At 48.1% G+C, this 20,642-nt stretch carries 14 protein-coding genes and 2 pseudogenes; 5 read left to right on the top strand and 11 right to left on the bottom strand.

The annotated features are described in order from the left end of the window. Positions 1-131 precede the first annotated feature (131 nt). From JZY04_RS14100 to JZY04_RS14120, 5 genes are all read left to right on the top strand, one after another. Entirely contained in the window at positions 132-1,310 is a 1,179-nt protein-coding gene (locus tag JZY04_RS14100) for an ATP-binding protein (RefSeq protein WP_005780701.1), read from the top strand. 18 nt (positions 1,311-1,328) lie between these two features. Next, entirely contained in the window at positions 1,329-1,904 is a 576-nt protein-coding gene (locus JZY04_RS14105) for a DUF4870 domain-containing protein (protein WP_122142814.1), read from the top strand. 14 nt (positions 1,905-1,918) lie between these two features. Further along, positions 1,919-2,428, top strand: a complete 510-nt coding sequence (locus tag JZY04_RS14110; protein WP_005821240.1) for a DUF4870 domain-containing protein — start codon at positions 1,919-1,921, stop codon at positions 2,426-2,428. A 36-nt stretch (positions 2,429-2,464) separates the two neighbouring features. Further along, positions 2,465-6,019 (top strand): pyruvate:ferredoxin (flavodoxin) oxidoreductase, encoded by a 3,555-nt coding sequence (nifJ, locus tag JZY04_RS14115; RefSeq protein WP_005807720.1) that lies wholly within the window; start codon positions 2,465-2,467, stop codon positions 6,017-6,019. Positions 6,020-6,220: 201 nt separating this feature from the next. Next, entirely contained in the window at positions 6,221-6,724 is a 504-nt protein-coding gene (locus JZY04_RS14120; RefSeq protein WP_122142815.1) for a GNAT family N-acetyltransferase, read from the top strand. 41 nt (positions 6,725-6,765) lie between these two features. On the opposite strand, the gene JZY04_RS14125 is transcribed toward JZY04_RS14120, so the two are convergent. From JZY04_RS14125 to JZY04_RS14170, 11 genes and pseudogenes are all read right to left on the bottom strand, one after another. Continuing rightward, positions 6,766-7,620 (bottom strand): glycine betaine ABC transporter substrate-binding protein, encoded by an 855-nt coding sequence (locus tag JZY04_RS14125; RefSeq protein ID WP_122142816.1) that lies wholly within the window; start codon positions 7,618-7,620, stop codon positions 6,766-6,768. Between the two features lie 18 nt (positions 7,621-7,638). Beyond that, positions 7,639-8,463, bottom strand: coding sequence for a proline/glycine betaine ABC transporter permease (locus JZY04_RS14130; protein WP_005780712.1), 825 nt, complete (start codon positions 8,461-8,463; stop codon positions 7,639-7,641). Beyond that, positions 8,460-9,686 (bottom strand): glycine betaine/L-proline ABC transporter ATP-binding protein, encoded by a 1,227-nt coding sequence (locus JZY04_RS14135; RefSeq protein WP_044300994.1) that lies wholly within the window; start codon positions 9,684-9,686, stop codon positions 8,460-8,462. The genes JZY04_RS14130 and JZY04_RS14135 overlap by 4 nt, the downstream gene beginning before the upstream one ends. A gap of 341 nt (positions 9,687-10,027) precedes the next feature. Beyond that, positions 10,028-10,363: an MGMT family protein gene (locus JZY04_RS14140; RefSeq protein WP_122142817.1), complete on the bottom strand. Its 336-nt coding sequence runs from the start codon at positions 10,361-10,363 to the stop codon at positions 10,028-10,030. A 30-nt stretch (positions 10,364-10,393) separates the two neighbouring features. Continuing rightward, positions 10,394-11,158 (bottom strand): annotated as a pseudogene (locus JZY04_RS21525) (response regulator); the annotation flags it as partial. Positions 11,159-11,248: 90 nt separating this feature from the next. Continuing rightward, positions 11,249-13,117 (bottom strand): annotated as a pseudogene (locus JZY04_RS14145) (substrate-binding domain-containing protein); the annotation flags it as partial. Positions 13,118-13,376: 259 nt separating this feature from the next. Further along, positions 13,377-14,267: a carbohydrate kinase gene (locus JZY04_RS14150; protein WP_005780717.1), complete on the bottom strand. Its 891-nt coding sequence runs from the start codon at positions 14,265-14,267 to the stop codon at positions 13,377-13,379. Between the two features lie 182 nt (positions 14,268-14,449). Continuing rightward, complete coding sequence (locus JZY04_RS14155) at positions 14,450-15,616, bottom strand: MFS transporter (RefSeq protein WP_005807727.1); 1,167 nt, start codon at positions 15,614-15,616, stop codon at positions 14,450-14,452. A gap of 31 nt (positions 15,617-15,647) precedes the next feature. After that, positions 15,648-17,516: a DUF4980 domain-containing protein gene (locus JZY04_RS14160; RefSeq protein WP_122142819.1), complete on the bottom strand. Its 1,869-nt coding sequence runs from the start codon at positions 17,514-17,516 to the stop codon at positions 15,648-15,650. A gap of 123 nt (positions 17,517-17,639) precedes the next feature. Further along, entirely contained in the window at positions 17,640-19,928 is a 2,289-nt protein-coding gene (locus JZY04_RS14165; RefSeq protein WP_005807729.1) for a TonB-dependent receptor, read from the bottom strand. Between the two features lie 249 nt (positions 19,929-20,177). Then, complete coding sequence (locus tag JZY04_RS14170) at positions 20,178-20,534, bottom strand: helix-turn-helix transcriptional regulator (RefSeq protein WP_122142820.1); 357 nt, start codon at positions 20,532-20,534, stop codon at positions 20,178-20,180. Between the last annotated feature and the right edge of the window lie 108 nt (positions 20,535-20,642).

Consider the following 20,642-nt stretch of genomic DNA (forward strand, 5'->3'; position numbering starts at 1 on the left):
ATCAGGAATACCGTTTTGACAAAATGAAGCAAAAGATAAACTTGCTAAACGAAACTACAATTTTGCTATCTCTACTTTGCAATTTCTAAAAAAAGGCTTATATTTGCCCCCCGAAAAACCCAAGAAAAGAGATGGAAACATTCTACCGCACACATGCCTACCTTGTTGAGCACACCAATGCCCCGGTCCGCCGCGACTTGATGGACGAAATAAACTGGAGTGACCGACTGATTGGTATCAAAGGAACACGTGGCGTGGGAAAAACCACTTTCCTGCTTCAATACGCCAAAGAGAAATTCGGAACCGACCGTTCATGTCTCTTTATCAACATGAACAATTTCTATTTCTCCGGACACAGTATCGTCGACTTCGCCAATGAATTCCAGAAACGGGGCGGAAAGGTATTGCTGATCGACCAAGTATTCAAGCATCCCGACTGGAGCCGCGAATTGCGTATGTGCTACGACCGTTTCCCCAATCTGAAAATTGTATTCACCGGTTCATCCGTCATGCGCCTCAAAGAAGAGAATCTGGAGTTGCGCGACATTGTGAAGAGCTATAACCTCCGGGGCTTTTCGTTCCGCGAATTTCTGAACCTGCAAACAGGCATGAAATTCCGCCATTATACACTCGAAGAGATATTAAGCAGCCACGAACAGATAGCCAAGGGAGTACTTTCAAAGGTCCGCCCGTTGGATTATTTTCAAGACTACCTCCACCACGGTTTCTACCCCTTCTTCCTTGAGAAACGCAATTTCTCGGAGAATCTGCTCAAAACCATGAACATGATGGTAGAAGTAGATATCCTGCTTATTAAACAAATTGAGCTAAAATATCTCTCAAAAATAAAAAAATTATTATATTTGTTGGCTGTAGACGGGCCGAAGGCCCCAAACGTAAGCCAATTGGCAAGCGACATACAAACATCACGCGCCACGGTGATGAATTACATCAAATATCTGGCCGACGCACGACTGATCAACCTGGTCTATCCCAAAGGGGAAGAATTCCCCAAGAAACCATCGAAGATTATGCTGCACAACCCCAATCTGATGTATTCCATCTACCCTGTAAAGGTGGAAGAACAAGATGTGCTGGACACTTTCTTTGTAAACACGATGTGGAAAGACCATAAAGTGCACAAAGGTGACAAAAACACCTCGTTCATGGTAGACGAAGTGATGCCTTTCAAGATATGCTGCGAAGGGGCGAAGATCAAGAACAACCCCGGAGTGACGTATGCTTTGCATAAGGCCGAAATTGGCCGTGGCAACCAGATACCTCTCTGGATGTTCGGTTTTTTATATTAACATCTAATCTCAATCATTATGGATTACGAAAAGCTTGAACAACTGAAACGCCTCCACGACAGCGGAGCGTTGAACGATGAAGAATTTGAAAAAGAAAAGAAAAAGATATTGGATGAAGAAGATACGGGTAAACCCACAACCGTACTCCCCATGGGACTGACGGAAAATACTTATCTGGCACTGATGAACTTCGCCATGTTCATACCGTATGTAGGCTGGATTGCCCCCATTGTACTTTGGATCATGGGCAAAGAAAGTTCCGCACCCGTCAACCGCCAAGGTAAATACATCCTGAACTGGTACATCAGCTGGTTTCTGTACGGCATCGTGCTGACGGTACTCTTCATCATATTCATGTTCAGCGGCATAGTATCCTTGGAAAGTGCAGACTATACCGATACACTTTCACCAACAGCTGTCGCATCAAGTCTTTTCGGCGGAGGAGCCGGAATTCTGCTTCTCCTGATACTCGGAATAGGCTGTTTCCTGTGTCTGCTGTTCCCTATCATCGGAGGCATCAAAGGGCTGAACGGAAAAACATGGAAGTATCCGCTTTCCATACCGTTTTTTAAAGTCTCAGCTTCTGGCAACTAAAACAAGGACAGATTATGGATTACAAGAAATTGGAAGAATTAAACCGGTTGCGCCAATCAGGCGCATTGACCGACGAGGAGTTCGAACAGGAAAAACAAAAGATACTGAATGGTGAATCCCGTAAAGATACATTTGGCATTTCGGACAGCAGTTATCTGGGGTTGATAAACCTTCTGCTCCTGATACCGACATGGGGATGGATTGTTTCTATCGTCGCATGGATCATCGGCAGAGATAAATCGGAAGCCATCGCCATACAAGGAAGATACATCATCAACTGGCTGATCAGTTGGGCCATTTACATGATAATAGTAGGAATTACCCTTGCGGGAAACCTTTTTGGAGCCCTTATCGGCTCGTTGAGTTCTCCTTTAGGACTGTTAAGCGGTTCTTTCTTTACGCTAAGGGCATTACCTATTATCCTTTTATCAGCTGTTTTTTTTGTGTTCCCCATCATCGGAGGCATCAAAGGACTGAACGGAAAAACATGGAAGTATCCGCTTTCCATACCGTTTTTGAAATAAACAAATAAATTACTTACTTAAATATTATTTTTAGTTATGACTAAACAGAAGAAATTCATCACATGTGATGGTAACCAGGCTGCTGCGCATATCTCGTATATGTTTTCAGAAGTAGCTGCTATTTACCCCATCACTCCTTCTTCTACGATGGCTGAATACGTAGACGAATGGGCTGCCGCAGGACGTAAGAACATCTTCGGCGAAACAGTATTGGTACAGGAAATGCAATCTGAAGGTGGTGCGGCAGGTGCTGTTCACGGTTCTCTTCAGGCCGGTGCACTGACTACTACTTACACTGCTTCTCAGGGTCTTCTTTTGATGATCCCGAACATGTATAAGATTGCCGGTGAGTTCCTGCCTTGCGTATTCCACGTATCGGCCCGTACACTGGCTTCTCACGCACTGTGTATCTTCGGTGACCATCAGGACGTAATGTCTGCACGCCAGACAGGTTTCGCCATGTTGGCTGAAGGCTCTGTACAGGAAGTGATGGACTTGGCCGGTGTTGCACACCTTGCCACAATCAAAGCCCGCGTTCCTTTCATGAACTTCTTCGACGGTTTCCGTACTTCACACGAAATCCAGAAGATCGAAATGCTGGAAAACGAGGACCTCGCTCCGCTGGTTGACCAGGAAGCTCTTGCTGAATTCCGTGCCCGTGCGCTGAACCCGATGAATCCGGTTGCCCGTGGTATGGCCGAAAACCCTGACCACTTCTTCCAGCACCGCGAATCATGCAACAACTACTATGACGCTGTTCCTGCCATCGTTGAGGAATACATGAACGAGATTTCCAAGATCACAGGACGCAAATACGGTTTGTTCGACTACTACGGAGCCGAAGATGCAGAACGCGTAATCATCGCCATGGGTTCTGTAACCGAAGCTGCCCGCGAAGCTATCGACTACCTGACCAGCCAGGGCGAGAAAGTAGGTTTGGTTGCAGTTCACCTGTACCGTCCGTTCTCTGCCAAACATTTCATGGCTGCCGTACCTAAGACTGCCAAAACAATCGCAGTACTCGATCGTACAAAAGAACCGGGTGCTAACGGCGAACCTCTGTATCTGGATGTTAAAGACTGCTTCTATGGCACAGAAAATGCTCCGGTTATCGTAGGCGGTCGTTACGGTCTGGGTTCTAAAGACACTACTCCTGCCCAGATCATCGCCGTATTCAAGAATCTGGCTATGCCGATGCCGAAAAACCACTTTACTATCGGTATCGTAGACGACGTAACTTTCACATCTCTTCCTCAGGAAGCAGAAATCGCTTTGGGCGGCGACAGCATGTTCGAAGCTAAATTCTACGGTTTGGGTGCTGACGGTACGGTAGGTGCCAACAAAAACTCAGTGAAGATTATCGGTGACAACACTGATAAACACTGTCAGGCCTACTTCTCTTACGACTCTAAGAAGTCAGGAGGTTTCACTTGCTCTCACCTGCGCTTCGGTGACGACCCTATCCGTTCTACTTATCTGGTAAACACTCCGAACTTTGTGGCTTGCCACGTGCAGGCTTACCTGCATATGTATGACGTAACCCGTGGTTTGCGTAAGAACGGTTCGTTCTTGCTGAACACCATCTGGGAAGGCGAAGAACTGGCAAAGAACCTGCCTAACAAAGTGAAGAAATACTTTGCACAGAACAACATCTCTGTATATTATATCAACGCAACCCAGATTGCACAGGAAATCGGTTTGGGCAACCGCACCAACACCATCCTCCAGTCTGCTTTCTTCCGTATCACAGGCGTGATCCCCGTAGACCAGGCTGTAGAACAGATGAAGAAATTCATCGTGAAATCTTACGGTAAGAAGGGTGAAGACGTTGTGAACAAGAACTACGCAGCTGTTGACCGCGGTGGCGAATACAAGACTTTGGCTGTTGACCCGGCTTGGGCTAACCTGCCGGATGATGCTAAAGTTGAAAACAACGACCCGGCATTCATCAACGAAGTGGTTCGTCCGATCAACGCTCAGGACGGAGACCTGTTGCCTGTATCTGCATTCAAGGGCATCGAAGACGGAACCTGGTATCAGGGTACTTCGAAATACGAAAAACGCGGTGTAGCTGCTTTCGTACCGGAATGGAACGCAGAAAACTGTATCCAGTGTAACAAGTGTGCTTATGTTTGTCCTCACGCTTCTATCCGTCCGTTTGTACTCGACGCAGAAGAGCAGAAAGGTGCAAGCTTCGAACAACTGAAAGCTGTAGGCAAAGCATTCGACGGCATGACATTCCGTATCCAGGTTGACGTTCTCGACTGTCTGGGTTGCGGTAACTGTGCCGACATCTGTCCGGGCAACCCGAAGAAGGGTGGCAAGGCTCTGACTATGAAACACCTTGAAAGCCAGTTGGCTCAGGCTGATAACTGGACTTACTGTGCAGACAACGTGAAGAGCAAACAACACTTGGTAGACATCAAGGCTAACGTGAAGAACTCTCAGTTCGCTACTCCATTGTTCGAATTCTCGGGAGCTTGCTCAGGTTGCGGTGAAACTCCGTATGTGAAACTGATTTCTCAGTTGTACGGTGATCGCGAAATGGTTGCCAACGCTACCGGATGTTCTTCTATCTACTCAGGTTCAGTACCTTCAACTCCATATACAACAAACGCAAAAGGACACGGTCCGGCTTGGGCTAACTCACTGTTCGAAGACTTCTGCGAATTTGGTTTGGGTATGGAACTGGCTAACGAAAAGATGCGTGCACGTATCGTGAAGTTATTCAACGAAATCCTGGCAGCCGACAATGCTCCGGCTGAAGCTAAGGAAGTATTGAAAGCATGGATCGAAAACATGTACGATGCAGACAAGACCAAAGAACTGGCTCCGCAGATCGAAGCAATCATCGAACAAGGTATTGCGGCAGGTTGCCCGATCAGCAAAGAGCTGAAAGGTCTGACTCAATACTTGGTTAAACGCAGCCAGTGGATCATTGGTGGTGACGGCGCTTCTTACGATATCGGTTACGGTGGTCTCGACCACGTTATCGCTTCGGGTAAGGACGTTAACATTCTGGTTCTGGATACAGAGGTTTACTCTAACACAGGTGGTCAGTCTTCTAAAGCCACTCCGGTGGGTGCCATCGCTAAATTTGCCGCTTCCGGTAAACGCGTACGTAAGAAAGACCTCGGCCTGATGGCTACTACATACGGTTATGTATATGTTGCACAGATCGCTATGGGTGCTGACCAGGCTCAGACTCTGAAAGCTATCCGCGAAGCTGAAGCATATCCCGGACCGTCACTCATCATCGCTTACGCTCCGTGTATCAACCACGGTCTGAAAGCCGGTATGGGTAAGAGCCAGGAAGAAGAAGACAAGGCTGTTAAGTGCGGTTACTGGCACTTGTGGCGTTACAACCCGGCTCTGGAGGCTGAAGGCAAGAATCCGTTCACGCTGGATAGCAAAGAACCGAACTGGGATGACTTCAAAGGCTTCCTGAAAGGCGAAGTTCGTTACGCATCGGTTATGAAACAGTATCCTGCAGAAGCAGAAGAACTGTTCCAGGCTGCCGAGGACAACGCTAAGTGGCGTTACAACAACTACAAGCGTCTGGCCAACCAGGCTTGGGGTGTTGCTGAATGATCTTTGATCAGATAATATAACTCTCAAAGGGGGAAGGGACTAAAATAGGTTCTTTTCCCCTTTTTTGCCAAATAGAAATGAATAGGTTTCACCACAGATTACACAGATTAACACAGAACTCTTAATTCGATATATTGACGAGATAAATTATCAATCTGTGTTAATCCGTGTAATCTGTGGTGACCCCCAAACGGAATAATTATGAATATAACCATACGACCAACCCGACTTGAAGAACTCGACCAAGTGATGCCATTCTACGAACGTGCCCGCCGCTTTATGGCTGCCAATGGCAATGCCAACCAGTGGATCAACGGATACCCCTCCCCTGATGATATCCGGCAAGACATCGAAAACGGGAGCAGCTATGTGTTTGTAAACGAAAACCAAGAGTTGGAAGGTTGCTTTGCTTTCATCCGGGGAGAGGACCCCAACTACAGGGTAATCAAAGACGGCGCTTGGCTCAACGATGCCCCTTACGGGGTAATCCATCGCATCGCATCCGGCGGACGGGTAAAGGGATTGATGGACTTATGTCTGGAATGGTGTTCGTCCCACTGTCCGAACCTGCGTGTAGACACTCACCGTGACAATAAAGTTCTCCAAAACATTCTCTTGAAGAACGGTTTCACCTATTGTGGCATCATTTATGTGAAGAACGGTACGGAACGGCTTGCCTACCAACGCACCGCCGTTACCCGATAGACAGAACTCAGAAGTTGGATTCCCGGACACACATATACCGCTTATGATTCAGGAATCCAGCTTTCTATCAGTTCCCGGTGTTCGTCACGCCATTTTCGGACAAGGTCTTCTTCGTCCATCCGTGCATCTTTCAATGCTTTCATCAACGAACTGATCTCTTCTGTAGTGAATTTAATATTGCTGAAAAACTTTGCCGCAAAAGGATCTTTCTCCGTAAATCCTTTCCATCCGACGACATAGATAGATTCCACATTCCCATAAGTACCTTTCGGGTCATGCAGGAACTTCAGGGGATAGCGGTCGAACATCCAATGCGGTGTCCATCCGGTGATGACGATCCACGATTCTTTATCCATGGCTTTCTGCAAGGAAGCCAACATGGTAGAGCTACTGGAAGTAAGCAACTTATATCCATCGAGCCCATAGTCCGCAATAGCCTTATCCGTAGTTTTCATAATGCCCGCTCCGGCATCGATCCCGACAATCTCGGAAGAGAATTGCCCTTTATGGGAAGCGAGTTCTCCGATTGAGTCGATACTGACGTACTGAGGCACTACCAGCCCGACCCTTGCACTGTCATATACCTCACCGATAAACTCGATCTGATCGCCATACTGACCCATGTAGTCTTTCATCGTCACAGGCAGCCAGGCATCCATAAACACATCCGCTTTCCGACGCGAAACCGACGCGAAGATGGGGGCCACATCCGCATTGAGCAGTTCTACCTCATACCCCTGCTCTTCCAGCACCACTTTGGCCAGATGACTCATGGCAATGCCCTCCAGCCAGTTGGCATAGGCGATGCTTATCTTCTTTTTCCCGGTATCCGGGTTACAGGCCGTACACATCACGGCCAGTAACAACAAACTTCCTATTATCCTATATTTCCGCATATTGATTCTTTCTCCTTTCTATTTTTTGTTCTTACGACGAACCATCCCTTGGGTAATCCGGTCCAAAATAATTGCCAGTATCACAACCGCTATACCTCCTTCAAAGCCCAAACCGATTTTCATCTGGGTAATACCCTTCAGAACGATTTCACCCAAGCCGCCTGCCGCAATCATAGCTGCAATGACAACCATGGAAAGAGACATCATAATCGTCTGGTTCACTCCGGTCAGGATAGTGGGCAAGGCCAGAGGCAACTGCACTTTATAAAGCAACTGCCACCGGGTGGCCCCGAACGAACGCGAAGCCTCTACCACATTCTTCGGTACCTGGCGAATGCCAAGTCCCGTCAGCCGAATCACCGGAGGCATTGCAAAGATGATGGTGGCAAACACTCCCGGCACCACCCCCAGCCCGAAAAACAGGACGGCAGGTATCAGGTAGACAAAGGCAGGCATGGTCTGCATCAGGTCCAGTATGGGATGTATCACTTTCTCCGCACGGTTACTGTTTGCCGTCCACACCCCGATGGGCACCCCCACGATAAGGGCGAGACAGGTCGATGACAGCACCAGTGCCAATGTCTGCATGGTGGCCTCCCAAAAGCCCATACCGTAGATAAGCAGCAACCCTAAAAGGGTGAAAACCGCCACCCCGCGCCCGGCTTTCATCCATGCCAGCAACACCATTGCAGCAATGGTCAGATAAAAGGGGATACCAAACAAGATATGCTGAAACCCATTGATAAAACTGCCGATGCCCAGATTCAGCGCATCGAAAAAAGCGGAGAAGTGTATCATCATCCAGTTGATGAGTTCTTCAATATATTGTCCTATGTTGATCATAATTCTATTGCATTTTGAATAATTTCATTGATTTCCTGTTTGTTCTTTCCGGTCACTTCGAAAATGAGCGATGACAAGGGGACGACTCCCTGAAATTCACGGCCTTCGTTCACCACCCAGATAGGAGAATTGGTTTTGGTCATCAATGGCAGGATGTCTTCCAATATCGTATCTCCCAGCACCGAATGCACTTCTTCGCGAACGACCGACTCTATTGACTTCACCTGCTCTTTACGCAACCGGAGCAAATCCTTTAAACGCACCTCTCCCACCAACACATTGTTTGCATCGACCACAGGCAACACGGTCAGATTATGTTCGAACATTTTACGGATCAGAACTTCCGGCCCTTCTTTCTTCAACCGGGCCACGAGGGGTTTATCAACCATCACTGAAGCGGCGGTAATGATCTTGCTACGATCCACACTCTCCACGAAGCGTTCCACATAAGCATTCGCCGGCTCTGTCAGAATCTCCTCCGAAGTACCTACCTGCACCACTTCCCCATCCTTCATGATGGCAATCCGGTCGCCCAGCTTGATGGCTTCATTCAAATCGTGAGTAATAAACACAATGGTCTTTTTCATTTTAGACTGTAAAGTCAGCAATTCATCCTGCATTTGTATACGGATCAAAGGATCGAGGGCAGAAAAAGCTTCATCCATCAGCAGCACTTCAGGATCGTTGGCCAGAGCACGGGCCAGCCCGACGCGTTGCTGCATCCCGCCGGACAGTTCGCCGACCATCTGATTCTCGTAACCTTTCAAACCCACCAACTGCATACTTTCCATCGCCCTGTGCTCACGTTCCTGTTTTTTCACTCCTTGCAGCTCCAGCCCGAAAGCTATGTTATGCAACACCGAACGATGGGGCAACAGTCCGAAATGCTGGAACACCATAGCCAGTTCTTTTCTCCGGATACGGAGCAGCTCTTTATCGGTAACATTCGAAATGTCTCTTCCATTGATGATTACCTCACCGGAAGTAGGTTTTATCAATCGGTTGATACAACGCAACAAAGTGGATTTCCCACTCCCCGAAAGTCCCATAATCACAAATATCTCTCCCTCCCGGACAGAGAGGTTTGCGTCTTTTACGGCAACCGTGCATCCGGTTTCCTTTAAGATCTCACTCTTGCTCTTTCCTTCTTTCAACATACGCAAAGCATGCTGCTTGTCGTTGCCAAAAATGAGATACAAGTCTTTAATCGTTATTTTACTCATACATAATAGGGTTTAGATTATTAAAAAACGGACCGGGCGGCCTACACACACGAAAACAAACACTTCTTTATAGTAAAAAAGTTAATACCGGAAAACAACGGTTGTGTTGTTCCCCCGGTCAAATATGATTTCTTAACCCGGTTATTACAGACAGGATTCCTGTCAACAGATAGTTACTATATCCCGAAAGTCAAATTCACATCCATACACAGGTATTACCCAAAGATGTGTGTACGGACAATTAAATAAACAAGCCGAGCGTTCAAATAGTTCATCACATTATTTTCGATGAACACGCCGCATGTACATAAACTGCCACAAGAAAGCCGGCATCACCCCACTCAAATACTGTCACTCTTCCACCTGTGAAGTTTAAGGTCGACACAACCGTTTTTTCGGAATGAAACACCTTCATCGGACAGCAGTTGCCGTTGTTCATCCCATCCGGGCACCAATCGCCCTATGGCATTGACTACCCGATGACAAGGAAGGCTTAAACCGGCAGGTACCTGCTTCAATGCACGCCCCACCATACGTGAATATTGCGGCATCCCGAGCAAAGCGGCAATATCACCATAAGTAACAACGCTACCGACAGGAATTTCACGCACGACACTGTATACTTCATTGCAGAAAGTTTCGGACAAATTAGATTTATTTTCTTTATAATCTTTCATGGGTGTATCGCTTTTATGCAGCAGGTTCTTTTATAATCCGCTTCTTTTTAAAAACTCCGTCGGGCTTTCACCGAACTGTTCTTTGTAGCATTTCGTAAAGTAGGAAGGTGACGTAAAACCCACTTCATATCCAACCTCTGCTATCGTCATGTCCGAAGAGGCCAGCAGCGAAGCCGCTTTCTTAAGCCGTGCCATGCGAAGCAGTTCGTTCGGCGCAAAATTGGTGAGCGACTTGATCTTCCGGTAGAGCTGAACACGGCTCAGCCCCATCTCCTTGCCCAAATCTTCCACATTCAGTTCCGAATCACCCATCTTTGCTTCAATCAGGGACTTGAACCGTTCGACAAAATCTTTATCCATATCGCAGATATCCTCTTTGGCCAATGTCTGCCGGTCGCCAAAGAACTGCTTCATGCGCCGTCGCGACTCAATCAGATTGCGGATACGGGTCAGCAGCAACTGCGAACTGAAAGGCTTGGAAATATAAGAATCGGCTCCTCCGGCATATCCCTGAATACGCTGCTCGTCAAGCGAACAAGCTGTCAGCAGGATCACGGGAATGTGGCAGGTCTGCAATTCCCCCTTTAACCGCTGACAACATTCGATACCATCAATCCCCGGCATCATCACATCGGAGATGATGACATCGGGAACGTACTTCATCGCTTTACGGATTCCTTCGGTCCCGTCCGCAGCTTCGATGACGGAGTACTCCGAATTGAGCAATGTGTGCACATAAGCACGGATGTCAGCATTGTCGTCGATCACAAGTACAGAAGGTTTGGACGGATCATTGAAGTTCTCCGCTTCATCCTCCCGGAGCAGGTTATCCACCCGGTCCGGAGCAGATGCCTCCACCGGAGCAGATGCCACGCCGGTCTCCGCTTCGCATGTCCGCACCGGCAAATCGACGGTAAAGACAGTTCCCTGCCGTTCGTCGCTCTCCACTTCGATGATTCCGCCATGTATCTCTACAAACGCTTTTACCAGTGCCAGCCCGATACCGGAACCGGTATGATGCCTGTCGATCTTATAGAAACGGTCGAAGATGCTGCGGATATGTTCTGCCGAAATCAGACTCCCGGTATTGGCCACCGTAAAACGGAAGAAAGGAGTGCCCTCTTTCTGCAAAGCCGAAAGCCGGACAATGACTTTACCATTCTCGGGGGTGAACTTGAACGCATTACCCAACAGATTGAAGTAGATACGCTCCATCTTCTCAGCATCCGCCAGAGTGTGGTAATCGGCACCGGGCATGCTGTCGAACGAAAAATGGATATGCTTCCGCCGGGCGGCTGCCTGAAACGAATCGTTCCACTCTCCGAAGCACTGCAACAGATTGAGCAGGACCGGGGTAAACTCCATCTTTCCCGTCTCGTATTTGCGAAAATCGAGTATCTGATTGACCAAACGCAACAGGATCTGCACGTTGCGCTGCACCAGCAACAACATCCTGCGCCGGTCACCCTCCAATGACGGGTCGGCCAACAACTGCTCCACCGGATCGGCAACCAGAGTGAGAGGGGTGCGGAAGTCATGTGAAATGTTGGTAAAGAAAACCAGTTTGGCATGTGTGGCTTCCTCCAGTTGATGGGAAAGTTCTATCAGTTGGTCTCTCTGCTCTTCCAGTTGCTCCTTCTGGCGGGAAAGTTCCCGGTACAGGCGATTCTTGGAACGGAGAGATTTATACACGACAATCAACAATCCGACGATCAACAACAGGATGACAAAGCCCCCATACAGCACCACCTGCTGCGTGGCCACCCGCGAAAGATACGTCCCTACCCGGCTGTTGAGCGTCTCGATTTTTCCATCCAACTCGCTGATATGGGCTGTCTGCAATTCCATCACGTGCGCATTTACCGCGTCGACTACTGCTGTCTTCAGTTTTGTCTCCCGTTTAAAAGGTTTCTTTTGCAGAATATCCATCGCCAGCTGAACCACCTTGTCTCCTTCGGTGGGATAAATGAAGGTAGCATCCAGCACGCTGTCCAGTACCAGTTCCACTCCGTTACCCTTGCCGGGCAGAGCATCGATACCTACAAACAGCATTTCCTCCTCACGTCCCAGATGTCTGGCAGCCTGATAAGCACCGGCGGCCATACGGTCGTTCATCCCATACACGGCATCAATCTCCGGAAAACACTGCAAGAGGGAATCCATCTTTATTTCGGCAGGCTGCCTCAACCAACCCGCATCTTCCCGGGCAAGCAAGGTGATGCCCGGATACCGGCTGATGGCACTCATAAAGCCTTGGTGACGTTCGATGGCAGGAGTGGAACCGACAAGTCCGCTCAGTTCGACTACTTTTCCGCGCCCCTTCAGGCGATGGGCTATGTAATTGCCGACGGCTTTGCCCAACTCGTAATTGTCGGCTCCGATGTATGCGGTATATTTATCGGAAAGTATCCTGCGATCCACCATAATCACCGGAATACCTTTATCGAAGGCCTCCTCCACAACGGGAGTGAGAGCCATTCCCTCGTTGGCAGCCACAATAAGCAAGTCTACCTTCTGCCGGATGAAGTGACGTATATCTTCTATCTGTCGCCGGCTGTCGTCATTCGCCGTACGCGTCTCTACCTCTACGCCTCCGTAAAATAAGGCTTCGCGCTGTATCTCGTCATTCATCTTATGCCGCCAGGTATCATCGCTGCATTGCGACACGCCGATGACGTACCGGGGAGCATCATGGCTACACGAGACAAGCAGTCCCGACAAAACCAGCCCAAGTAAGAAAAGTACACGTTTCATGGTTGGTTATTACATAAAAGGTTCCGGAGGCAAATATAACAATTTCCCTCCGAAATCTTCCATCCGATTGGTTTAAAACCAAGACGGATGTGTGTCAAAACTCACCACAGAGGACACAGAGTAACACAGAGATGATTTTAAATTGTTGGTTATTAATAAAAAGACTCTGTGATACTCCGTGATACTCTGTGGTGAAAAGAGTTATGACACATCCCCACGACTCTATCAACCAATCAATAACCCTATATAAACCAACACATTAATCATCTAAACGATTTCTCAGAGCATCCGGTAGTACAGGCATCGCACCGCTTTGTGTACACACGTAAGCCGACACTTCCACTGCCAGTTTGTGTGCCTCGGGTATACTCTTTCCTTTCAGAACAGATGAGCAGAAAGCTGCCGTGAACGAGTCACCTGCCCCCACGGTATCGGCAACCGGCACTTTCGGGGTTTCCTGGAAAGAGACCGCACCGGGGGTAAATACATAACTACCGTTCGTACCGCATGTCAGGATCAGCATCTTCAGATTGTACTTGGCCAACAGAATCCAGCATTTATCCTGAAGGTCGATGCCCGGATAGCCGAACATACGGCTGATGGTAACCAGCTCCTCATCGTTAATCTTCAGCACGTTACACTTCAGGAAAGATTCGCGCAACACTTCCCTGGTATAGAAACTCTGGCGGAGATTGATATCGAATATTTTCAACTGTCCATCCATGTCGGGCATGGTGTCGAGGAAGCGGTTGATGGTGGCGCGGCTCACCTCGTTGCGCTGTGCCAGCGAACCGAAACATACGGCCCGCGTGTTCAGTGCCAAACGCTTCAAATCGTCCGTGAAGGGGATATTGTCCCATGCTACGCCTTCCTTAATATCATAACACGGCACTCCTTCACCGTCAAGAGTCACCTGCACGGTTCCTGTCGGATAATTGACCCGCTCAAGCTGGTGCTTCAACTGTTTTTCCCGAAATACTTCCAGAATTTCATCCCCCAGCTCGTCGTTTCCCACCGCACTGACCACACGGCTGTCAAAGCCAAACTGCGACACATGATAAGCAAAATTAGCCGGGGCTCCCCCGATTTTCTTTCCTTCGGGCAGCACATCCCAAAGTGCTTCGCCCATTCCTACGATTATATTGTTCATGGCATGAATTGGGAAGCCTCACCTCAGGAAGGTGTGTCGGAACTCGTATTCACCATAGATTACACAGATAAATATCCATTAGCTATCAACAGATTAAGTTCTCTCTGTGGAACTCTGTGCTACTCTGTGGTGAATTATAACACACCCTCAAGGTTACCGCTTCATTATGGTTATTAAATAAATTACTTTCTGATTCTCAATGTATAGAACATCAGATAGAGTACCCCGACCGTCATCACGGCCACGGCTCCGCTCTGTCCCACTGCATCCGAAGCTACTCCCATTGCCAGCGGGAAGATGGTTCCTCCGAAAAGTCCCATAATCATCAGTCCGGAAACCTCGTTCTTCTTGCCCGGCATATAAAGTAATGCCTGCGAGAAGATGATAGGAAATACATTGGAATTTCCAAACCCGATCAGGGCGATACAAACGTAAATCATCGTCTGATCCTGGAAAATAAACAACCCTGCCATAGCCGCCAGCATACACAACACGCTGATGGCGAAGAAGGTTTTGGCTGCCATCTTCTGCAAAACAAATGCCCCCAGAAAACAACCTGCCGTACGGAAGATGAAGTAGAGACTGGTTGCAAACCCGGCATCTGCCAGAGTCATGCCCAGACGTTCCATCAAAATCTTCGGTGCTGTGGTATTGGTGCCGACATCGATCCCGACATGGCACATAATGCCCAGAAACGAGAGCAGGATGAAAGGTTTGCCCAGCAAAGCCAGACACTGCCCGAAAGTGGAGGGCTTACCCTCTTCAGGCTCCTCGGTGATCTGCGTGGCATTGAGCATCAGGATGGCAGCGATTGCCACCACCATGTAGATGGGGAACAGTACCCGCCAGCCCAGATCGAAGGTAGGGATAGCCTGCGTAGCTCCCCACATAGCGATGTAAGGGGCAAGGAAAGAGGCAATGGCCTTTACGAACTGCCCGAAAGTAAGGGTGCTTGCCAGGCGTTCACCGCTCACGATGTTGGAAAGCAGCGGATTGAGTGATGTCTGCATCAGTGCGTTACCGATTCCGAGCAACGAGAAAGAGACCAACATCAGCAGATAGCTGTCGCCAAAGACAGGCAGCAGCAACGATGCAAAGGTGATCAGCAGACTGAGCAACACGGTCTTTTTACGCCCGATGCGGTTCATCAACATTCCCGTAGGCACCGAGAAAATCAGAAACCAGAAGAACACGAGCGACGGAAAGATATTTGCCTGTGAATCCGTCAGTCCTAAATCTGCTTTCACATAGTTGGAGGCAATGCCCACCAAGTCTACGAATCCCATGGCGAAGAAGCAGAGCATCACCGGGATAAGTTTCATGTAAGAGTTGTTTTTGGTATTTTCCATGATATGTTAATTTTAAAAAAGCAGATTTAAGCTACAGCCTGTACACCTTGCACTGGCTGACCTTGAAAGCTCCCCCACGGCTGTAGAAACTCATCTGGTTATAGGGAGTTGTGGGGAATATCAGGTTTGTCATGGCAATCTTTCCACCGTTCAGAAAGATTTCCACCGAACATTTATCAACAAAGATATCCAGTTTATAGCTGTCGGCCTTCTTCACCGGAGCCCAGGTACCCAAGGCAAAATCGTCCACATAGTTGATGGAGTTCTGCTTCCGGCGGTCGTGTGCCTCGATGGCATGAGGGGCGCTGTCCTTTCCGAAATCTACAATGCCGCTCTTAGTACGGTCCATCACCAGTTTCTTCTCCGGAAGGCTGATATAGATATCTACATTCTCCCCTTTCTCATTAAACAGTTTCAGTCCCATGATTTCCGCCGAACCGGCAGCCAATTCCAGCTCTATCTCGTAAGCTCCCCGGTTATCGGCCAGCAGTGAATCCACATGATAGGCGTCCGCCACCTCAAAGGCCGGGATCTCCTGCGACTCCTTACGCAACGACTTCGTCTCTTCCACCGGAGCGGCAGCCATATAGATATCTCCATCCTGAGTATAAAGGCTCAGTTCGCGAGGCAACGCATTGGCACTACGGAACTGGCGGGTAGGCACAATATTGGCATACTGCCAGTTGCTCATCCAAGGCACGGCAATCGTACGGTCACCCGTATTCGAGAAGCAGACAGTCGCATAGTGATCTTTTCCCCAGTCGAGCCACTTCACCGTTTCCGGCCTATTGTCGCAAACAAATTTCTCGCCGTCAAAATCACCGATAAAGTACTGAGTGGCACTTCCACCGAAGTAGCATCCCGGATTCACGTTGACTATCAACGCCCATTTCTTATGATTCGGATCACCGTCCACCGGAAGTTCCACCATATCGGGACACTCGAACTGACTGGGCTGAACACCGTAGCCTTCGCCCCAACCGCTCATATACGTCCAGTCCTTCAAGTTCAGTGACGAATAGAAACGCATCTCTTTATCGGCCGATACCACCATCACCCACTTCTGATCCGGAGCATACCAGAACACTTTCGGATCGCGGAAGTCCTTCAATCCGTCAAACGGAGTCAGGATGGGGTTCTTTTCATATTTGGTAAACGTACGACCGTTATCGGTGCTGTAAGCCATACACTGTATCTGTCCGTTCTTGTCACTGGCCGAGGTATAGAAAGAAACGATGGTACCTGCGCCGTAACCGGCTGTATTGGCATCGTCCACCACCGAACTTCCGGAGAAGATATGCCCTAACGTATCGCGGGCAAGCGCCGGTTCCAGATGTTCCCAGTGTACCAGATCCTTACTTACCGAATGCCCCCAGTGCATGTTGCCCCACATAGAGCCGTAAGGGTTATACTGATAGAACAGGTGATATTCGCCATCCTTGTATACCAGCCCGTTGGCATCATTCATCCATCCGTAAAGCGGAGTATGATGATAGACAGGACGGTATTTGTCCGTATTGGCGGTATCAAACGTATCCGAGAGTTTGAGCTCTTTCCAGCACAAGGCATCTTTCGGTAAGTGGCGGATGCGCACAGCTACTTTTTTCTCTCCTTCAGGTAAGGCGTAAGGGACGAAATAGTCCACCTTCGCCCTCGACAGGCGCACGTCCATCTCTACCGGAACCGAATCTGACGCAATGCAAACCTGCGCTTCGGGAGTCTGTTCTTCGATGGGCAAAAGTAAATATCGGGTAGGATTTGTAATATGAATTACGGCAAGGCTGTCGCCTTCTTGTTCAAATGTCATTTCAGATTGTGAGCTCTGGCAAGACGAAATTCCGAGTAAAACAGCCAAAGCGCCGATCACTCTTCTACTTACATTCATAAAAGTTGTTTTCATGATAACAGGATGTTTTTTATTAGTAATGCAATAGCTGTGTTTACGATGGCAAAGATAGCGGAGTTATCTGCCACCGGCTATTATTTTTGTTTCAAATAGTATAACGATTGATACCAAACCGCGTCAGAAACGAATGCTGGCAGCAAATTCCACGGTAAACGGACGAATATAGCTGCCTGCCATCCAATGACCGTTATAGGATGCCGCGTCTTTTTTGTCCACCAGTTCGGCACCGGCAATACTTCCTTTGGCTCCGGTCTGATTGAGGAAATTAACGACTGTGGCACTCAATGCAAGATGTTTGTTCACCGTCCAGTTGACACCACCGAAAGTTTCCCAACGCCCGTTGAAGTAGTAAGCATTTTTAATGTTAGCGTACGTCTTGCTGAAATAGCGGAAGCTGGCCCAGACTCTGAGGTCGTTCGTAATGTTGTAGCTGGGATCGAGTTCGACAAGCACTTTCGGAATCTCCGTCACAATATTTCCCGTGGCATTGATTTCACCTATCGTACCGTCCTTGAAAGTCACACTCGTTTCATATTTCTTGTAAGTCGGGCTTTGGTAGGTAAACAGGAAATGAAAGTTGAAGCCTTTGAACGGCTTGATCACTGCATCCGTCGTCCAGCCGATGGTCTTGATGTCATAACTCAACGGAGCGGCAAGAATCTCGGTCCGGTCATTCGGGTTAATCAGATTGAGCGTCGAGTTATTGTTTGTTTTCGAAATGTAGGAAAACAGAGAAGTCAGGCTAATCCAGTTCGTGTTATAATAGACCCCGGCACGTCCCAGGGGAACGGATATTTTATCGGTATTGGGCATTGTGGCAGGTGCAAAGTTCGACAAACCGGGACGTTGTGTATTGTAAGTAAAGTCGGCGGTGAAACCGAACTCCCGGGTCAGTTTATAGGTAGCGGCGGCAGTGAATGCCATGTTCATCCAGTCGTAATCGAAAGGGCGGGGTGTAATCCTGACTCCTTTATCGGATACGGCGCCCAGATAATAATCTGCGAAACGGCCTACGGCATTTCCTTCTGCGTCATACACAGCCGCATTCTCTCCTTCCAGATGCTGCCATTCCAGACGTGCACCATAATATACATTCCATTGGGGAGAAATATCCCAGTCGTGGGTGGCATAAACAGCTAACTTGTTTTCGTGCCCTTTGTAGTATTCCGAAGCATTTTTATTGAAATCGTAGTACACCCCGTCCGTATTCCCCTCACGCACCAGACGCTCGGGATACTCTTCTACCGTATGGTCGTACATGGTTGTGTTCGAAGCATAGTCCACTTTGTAGTGCCATTCGTTCACACCGAGCCTCCAGGTCATATTGCGATATTGGCGTGAAAGTTCGGAAGTGGCGAAGAACTCGTCAATCGTCCCCCGGTTAAAGCAAGACATGCGACTTTGCACATACCCTTCATACGGTTTCAACGTACCGTCCGTTCCTTTCAGAAAATAGCCGGCGGAGGCATCCTTCTGTTCCATAGCCATCGGGGTCTGATAGACATACGAACCCAAGGCATGATCATACTTCAGGTTAACCTTCCAGTTCAGACCGTTGTCCCAAGTATAGGTATTGAGCAAAGTCAACTGGTTTCCTTTATTCAGAGTGGCATCATAAAGATTGGTCTTTTTCAGCTCCCCCGTACGCATATCACGATAAACCATTTCTCCCGTGGCAGGCAGGTAAGAACTTGTTCCGAGGCTGAATCCCGGTATTTCTTTCACGCTGCCGTCTCCAACATAGATGAAAGGAGCGGAAGTCGTTTCATTACTCGGCCAACGGCTGTTGCTGTAGTGATAGATGGCCGACAGCTGTCCGCGCCCTTCGCTATAATTCTTGGTCAAGGCTGCTTTATAGATTTGAGTGCGGTCCTGATTGGAAGTAAAGCGCAGTTTGAAACTGCCCGGGTCAAAGTTCTGGTAGACACTTCCACTGTAAAACCAGCCTTTCCCCATACCACCGCTGATATTGGCATCGAACTGCTGCTTGCCAAAGTGGTTGGTACTGTAATTGACGATTCCACGGAATTTCTCAGTTCCCAACTGAGTAAAAGAGTTTACGGCATAGCCGATATTTCCGGTAGTAATAGCGGTTTCGGAGATTTTTAGCAGCCCGACGTGTCCGAGACTGCTGTCTCCACGCCAGTGCGTATTTACGTTATGCGGATTAGAGGTATAGACTACAGGAAGTCCGTTTTCGAGTACGTTTACGTCTCCACCAGGCAGGCCGATAGAGATTTCGCGGGGACCATTGGCGCTCGAAGCGTTCAGCATAACGTTGCGATTGCCTTCTTCTTTCGATCCGGAAGGTGTCCGGGAAGATTCTTTCTTTTCTTGTGCGGTTGTGAAGCCGGCCATCAGGAAGCAAGCCAGCAACCAAACAGCCCTTTTTTTGTTCTTCATCATGGTACTTAAATTTTTTAGTTGATTGAGATTGTTTTGATGCCGCAAAGGAACGCGGAATCCCATTTCTCAACTAAAAGATTTGTTTCAAAGGCTGCTACTTTTGATTCACCGACACATTACATATTAATTATCAATCGTTTACAAAAACAGAAAAAAGTCAGTTTACAGCAATAAATATGAGATGATACCATTCTTTCTTCAATTGATTTATAGAAAGAACAGATAAAAGAAGATATCAGATACGCAAAATCACTTTCCTTTTCCTTCCAGCAAATCTGCGATCTTCTGCTTCAGGTTCAGTTTCAACATTTCATCCTGTCGCAACTCGATCTCTAAAGTGACCTTTGCATTTCCCATTTTAAACGTCTCCTCTTCATCAACAGAGAGAGCAACTCCTTTTTTTATGGAATATAGAACAGCAAAATCATAATCCAGTGCCAATGACAAACTATACAGTGTATCTGTATCAATGCTCTTTCGTGTCAGCAGATAGTCCACACTCTGTGGCCTCACCCCCAATCTACGGGCAAGTTCGGCTTTTGTCACCTGCCTTTCGGCCATGACCTGTTTTATCACTTCACCTATGTATACATTACTCTTCTTCATATTCTAAACACCATTCAGTCATCCAAAATGCCAATCACGTAAAAATCCCCGACAGCCGTCACGGACACCGGGGAGGTATAAATAAATGGACTTATTTATAAAATCACC

Source organism: Bacteroides sp. 11BF, assembly GCF_019633765.1.
GTDB classification, from domain to species: domain Bacteria; phylum Bacteroidota; class Bacteroidia; order Bacteroidales; family Bacteroidaceae; genus Bacteroides; species Bacteroides hominis.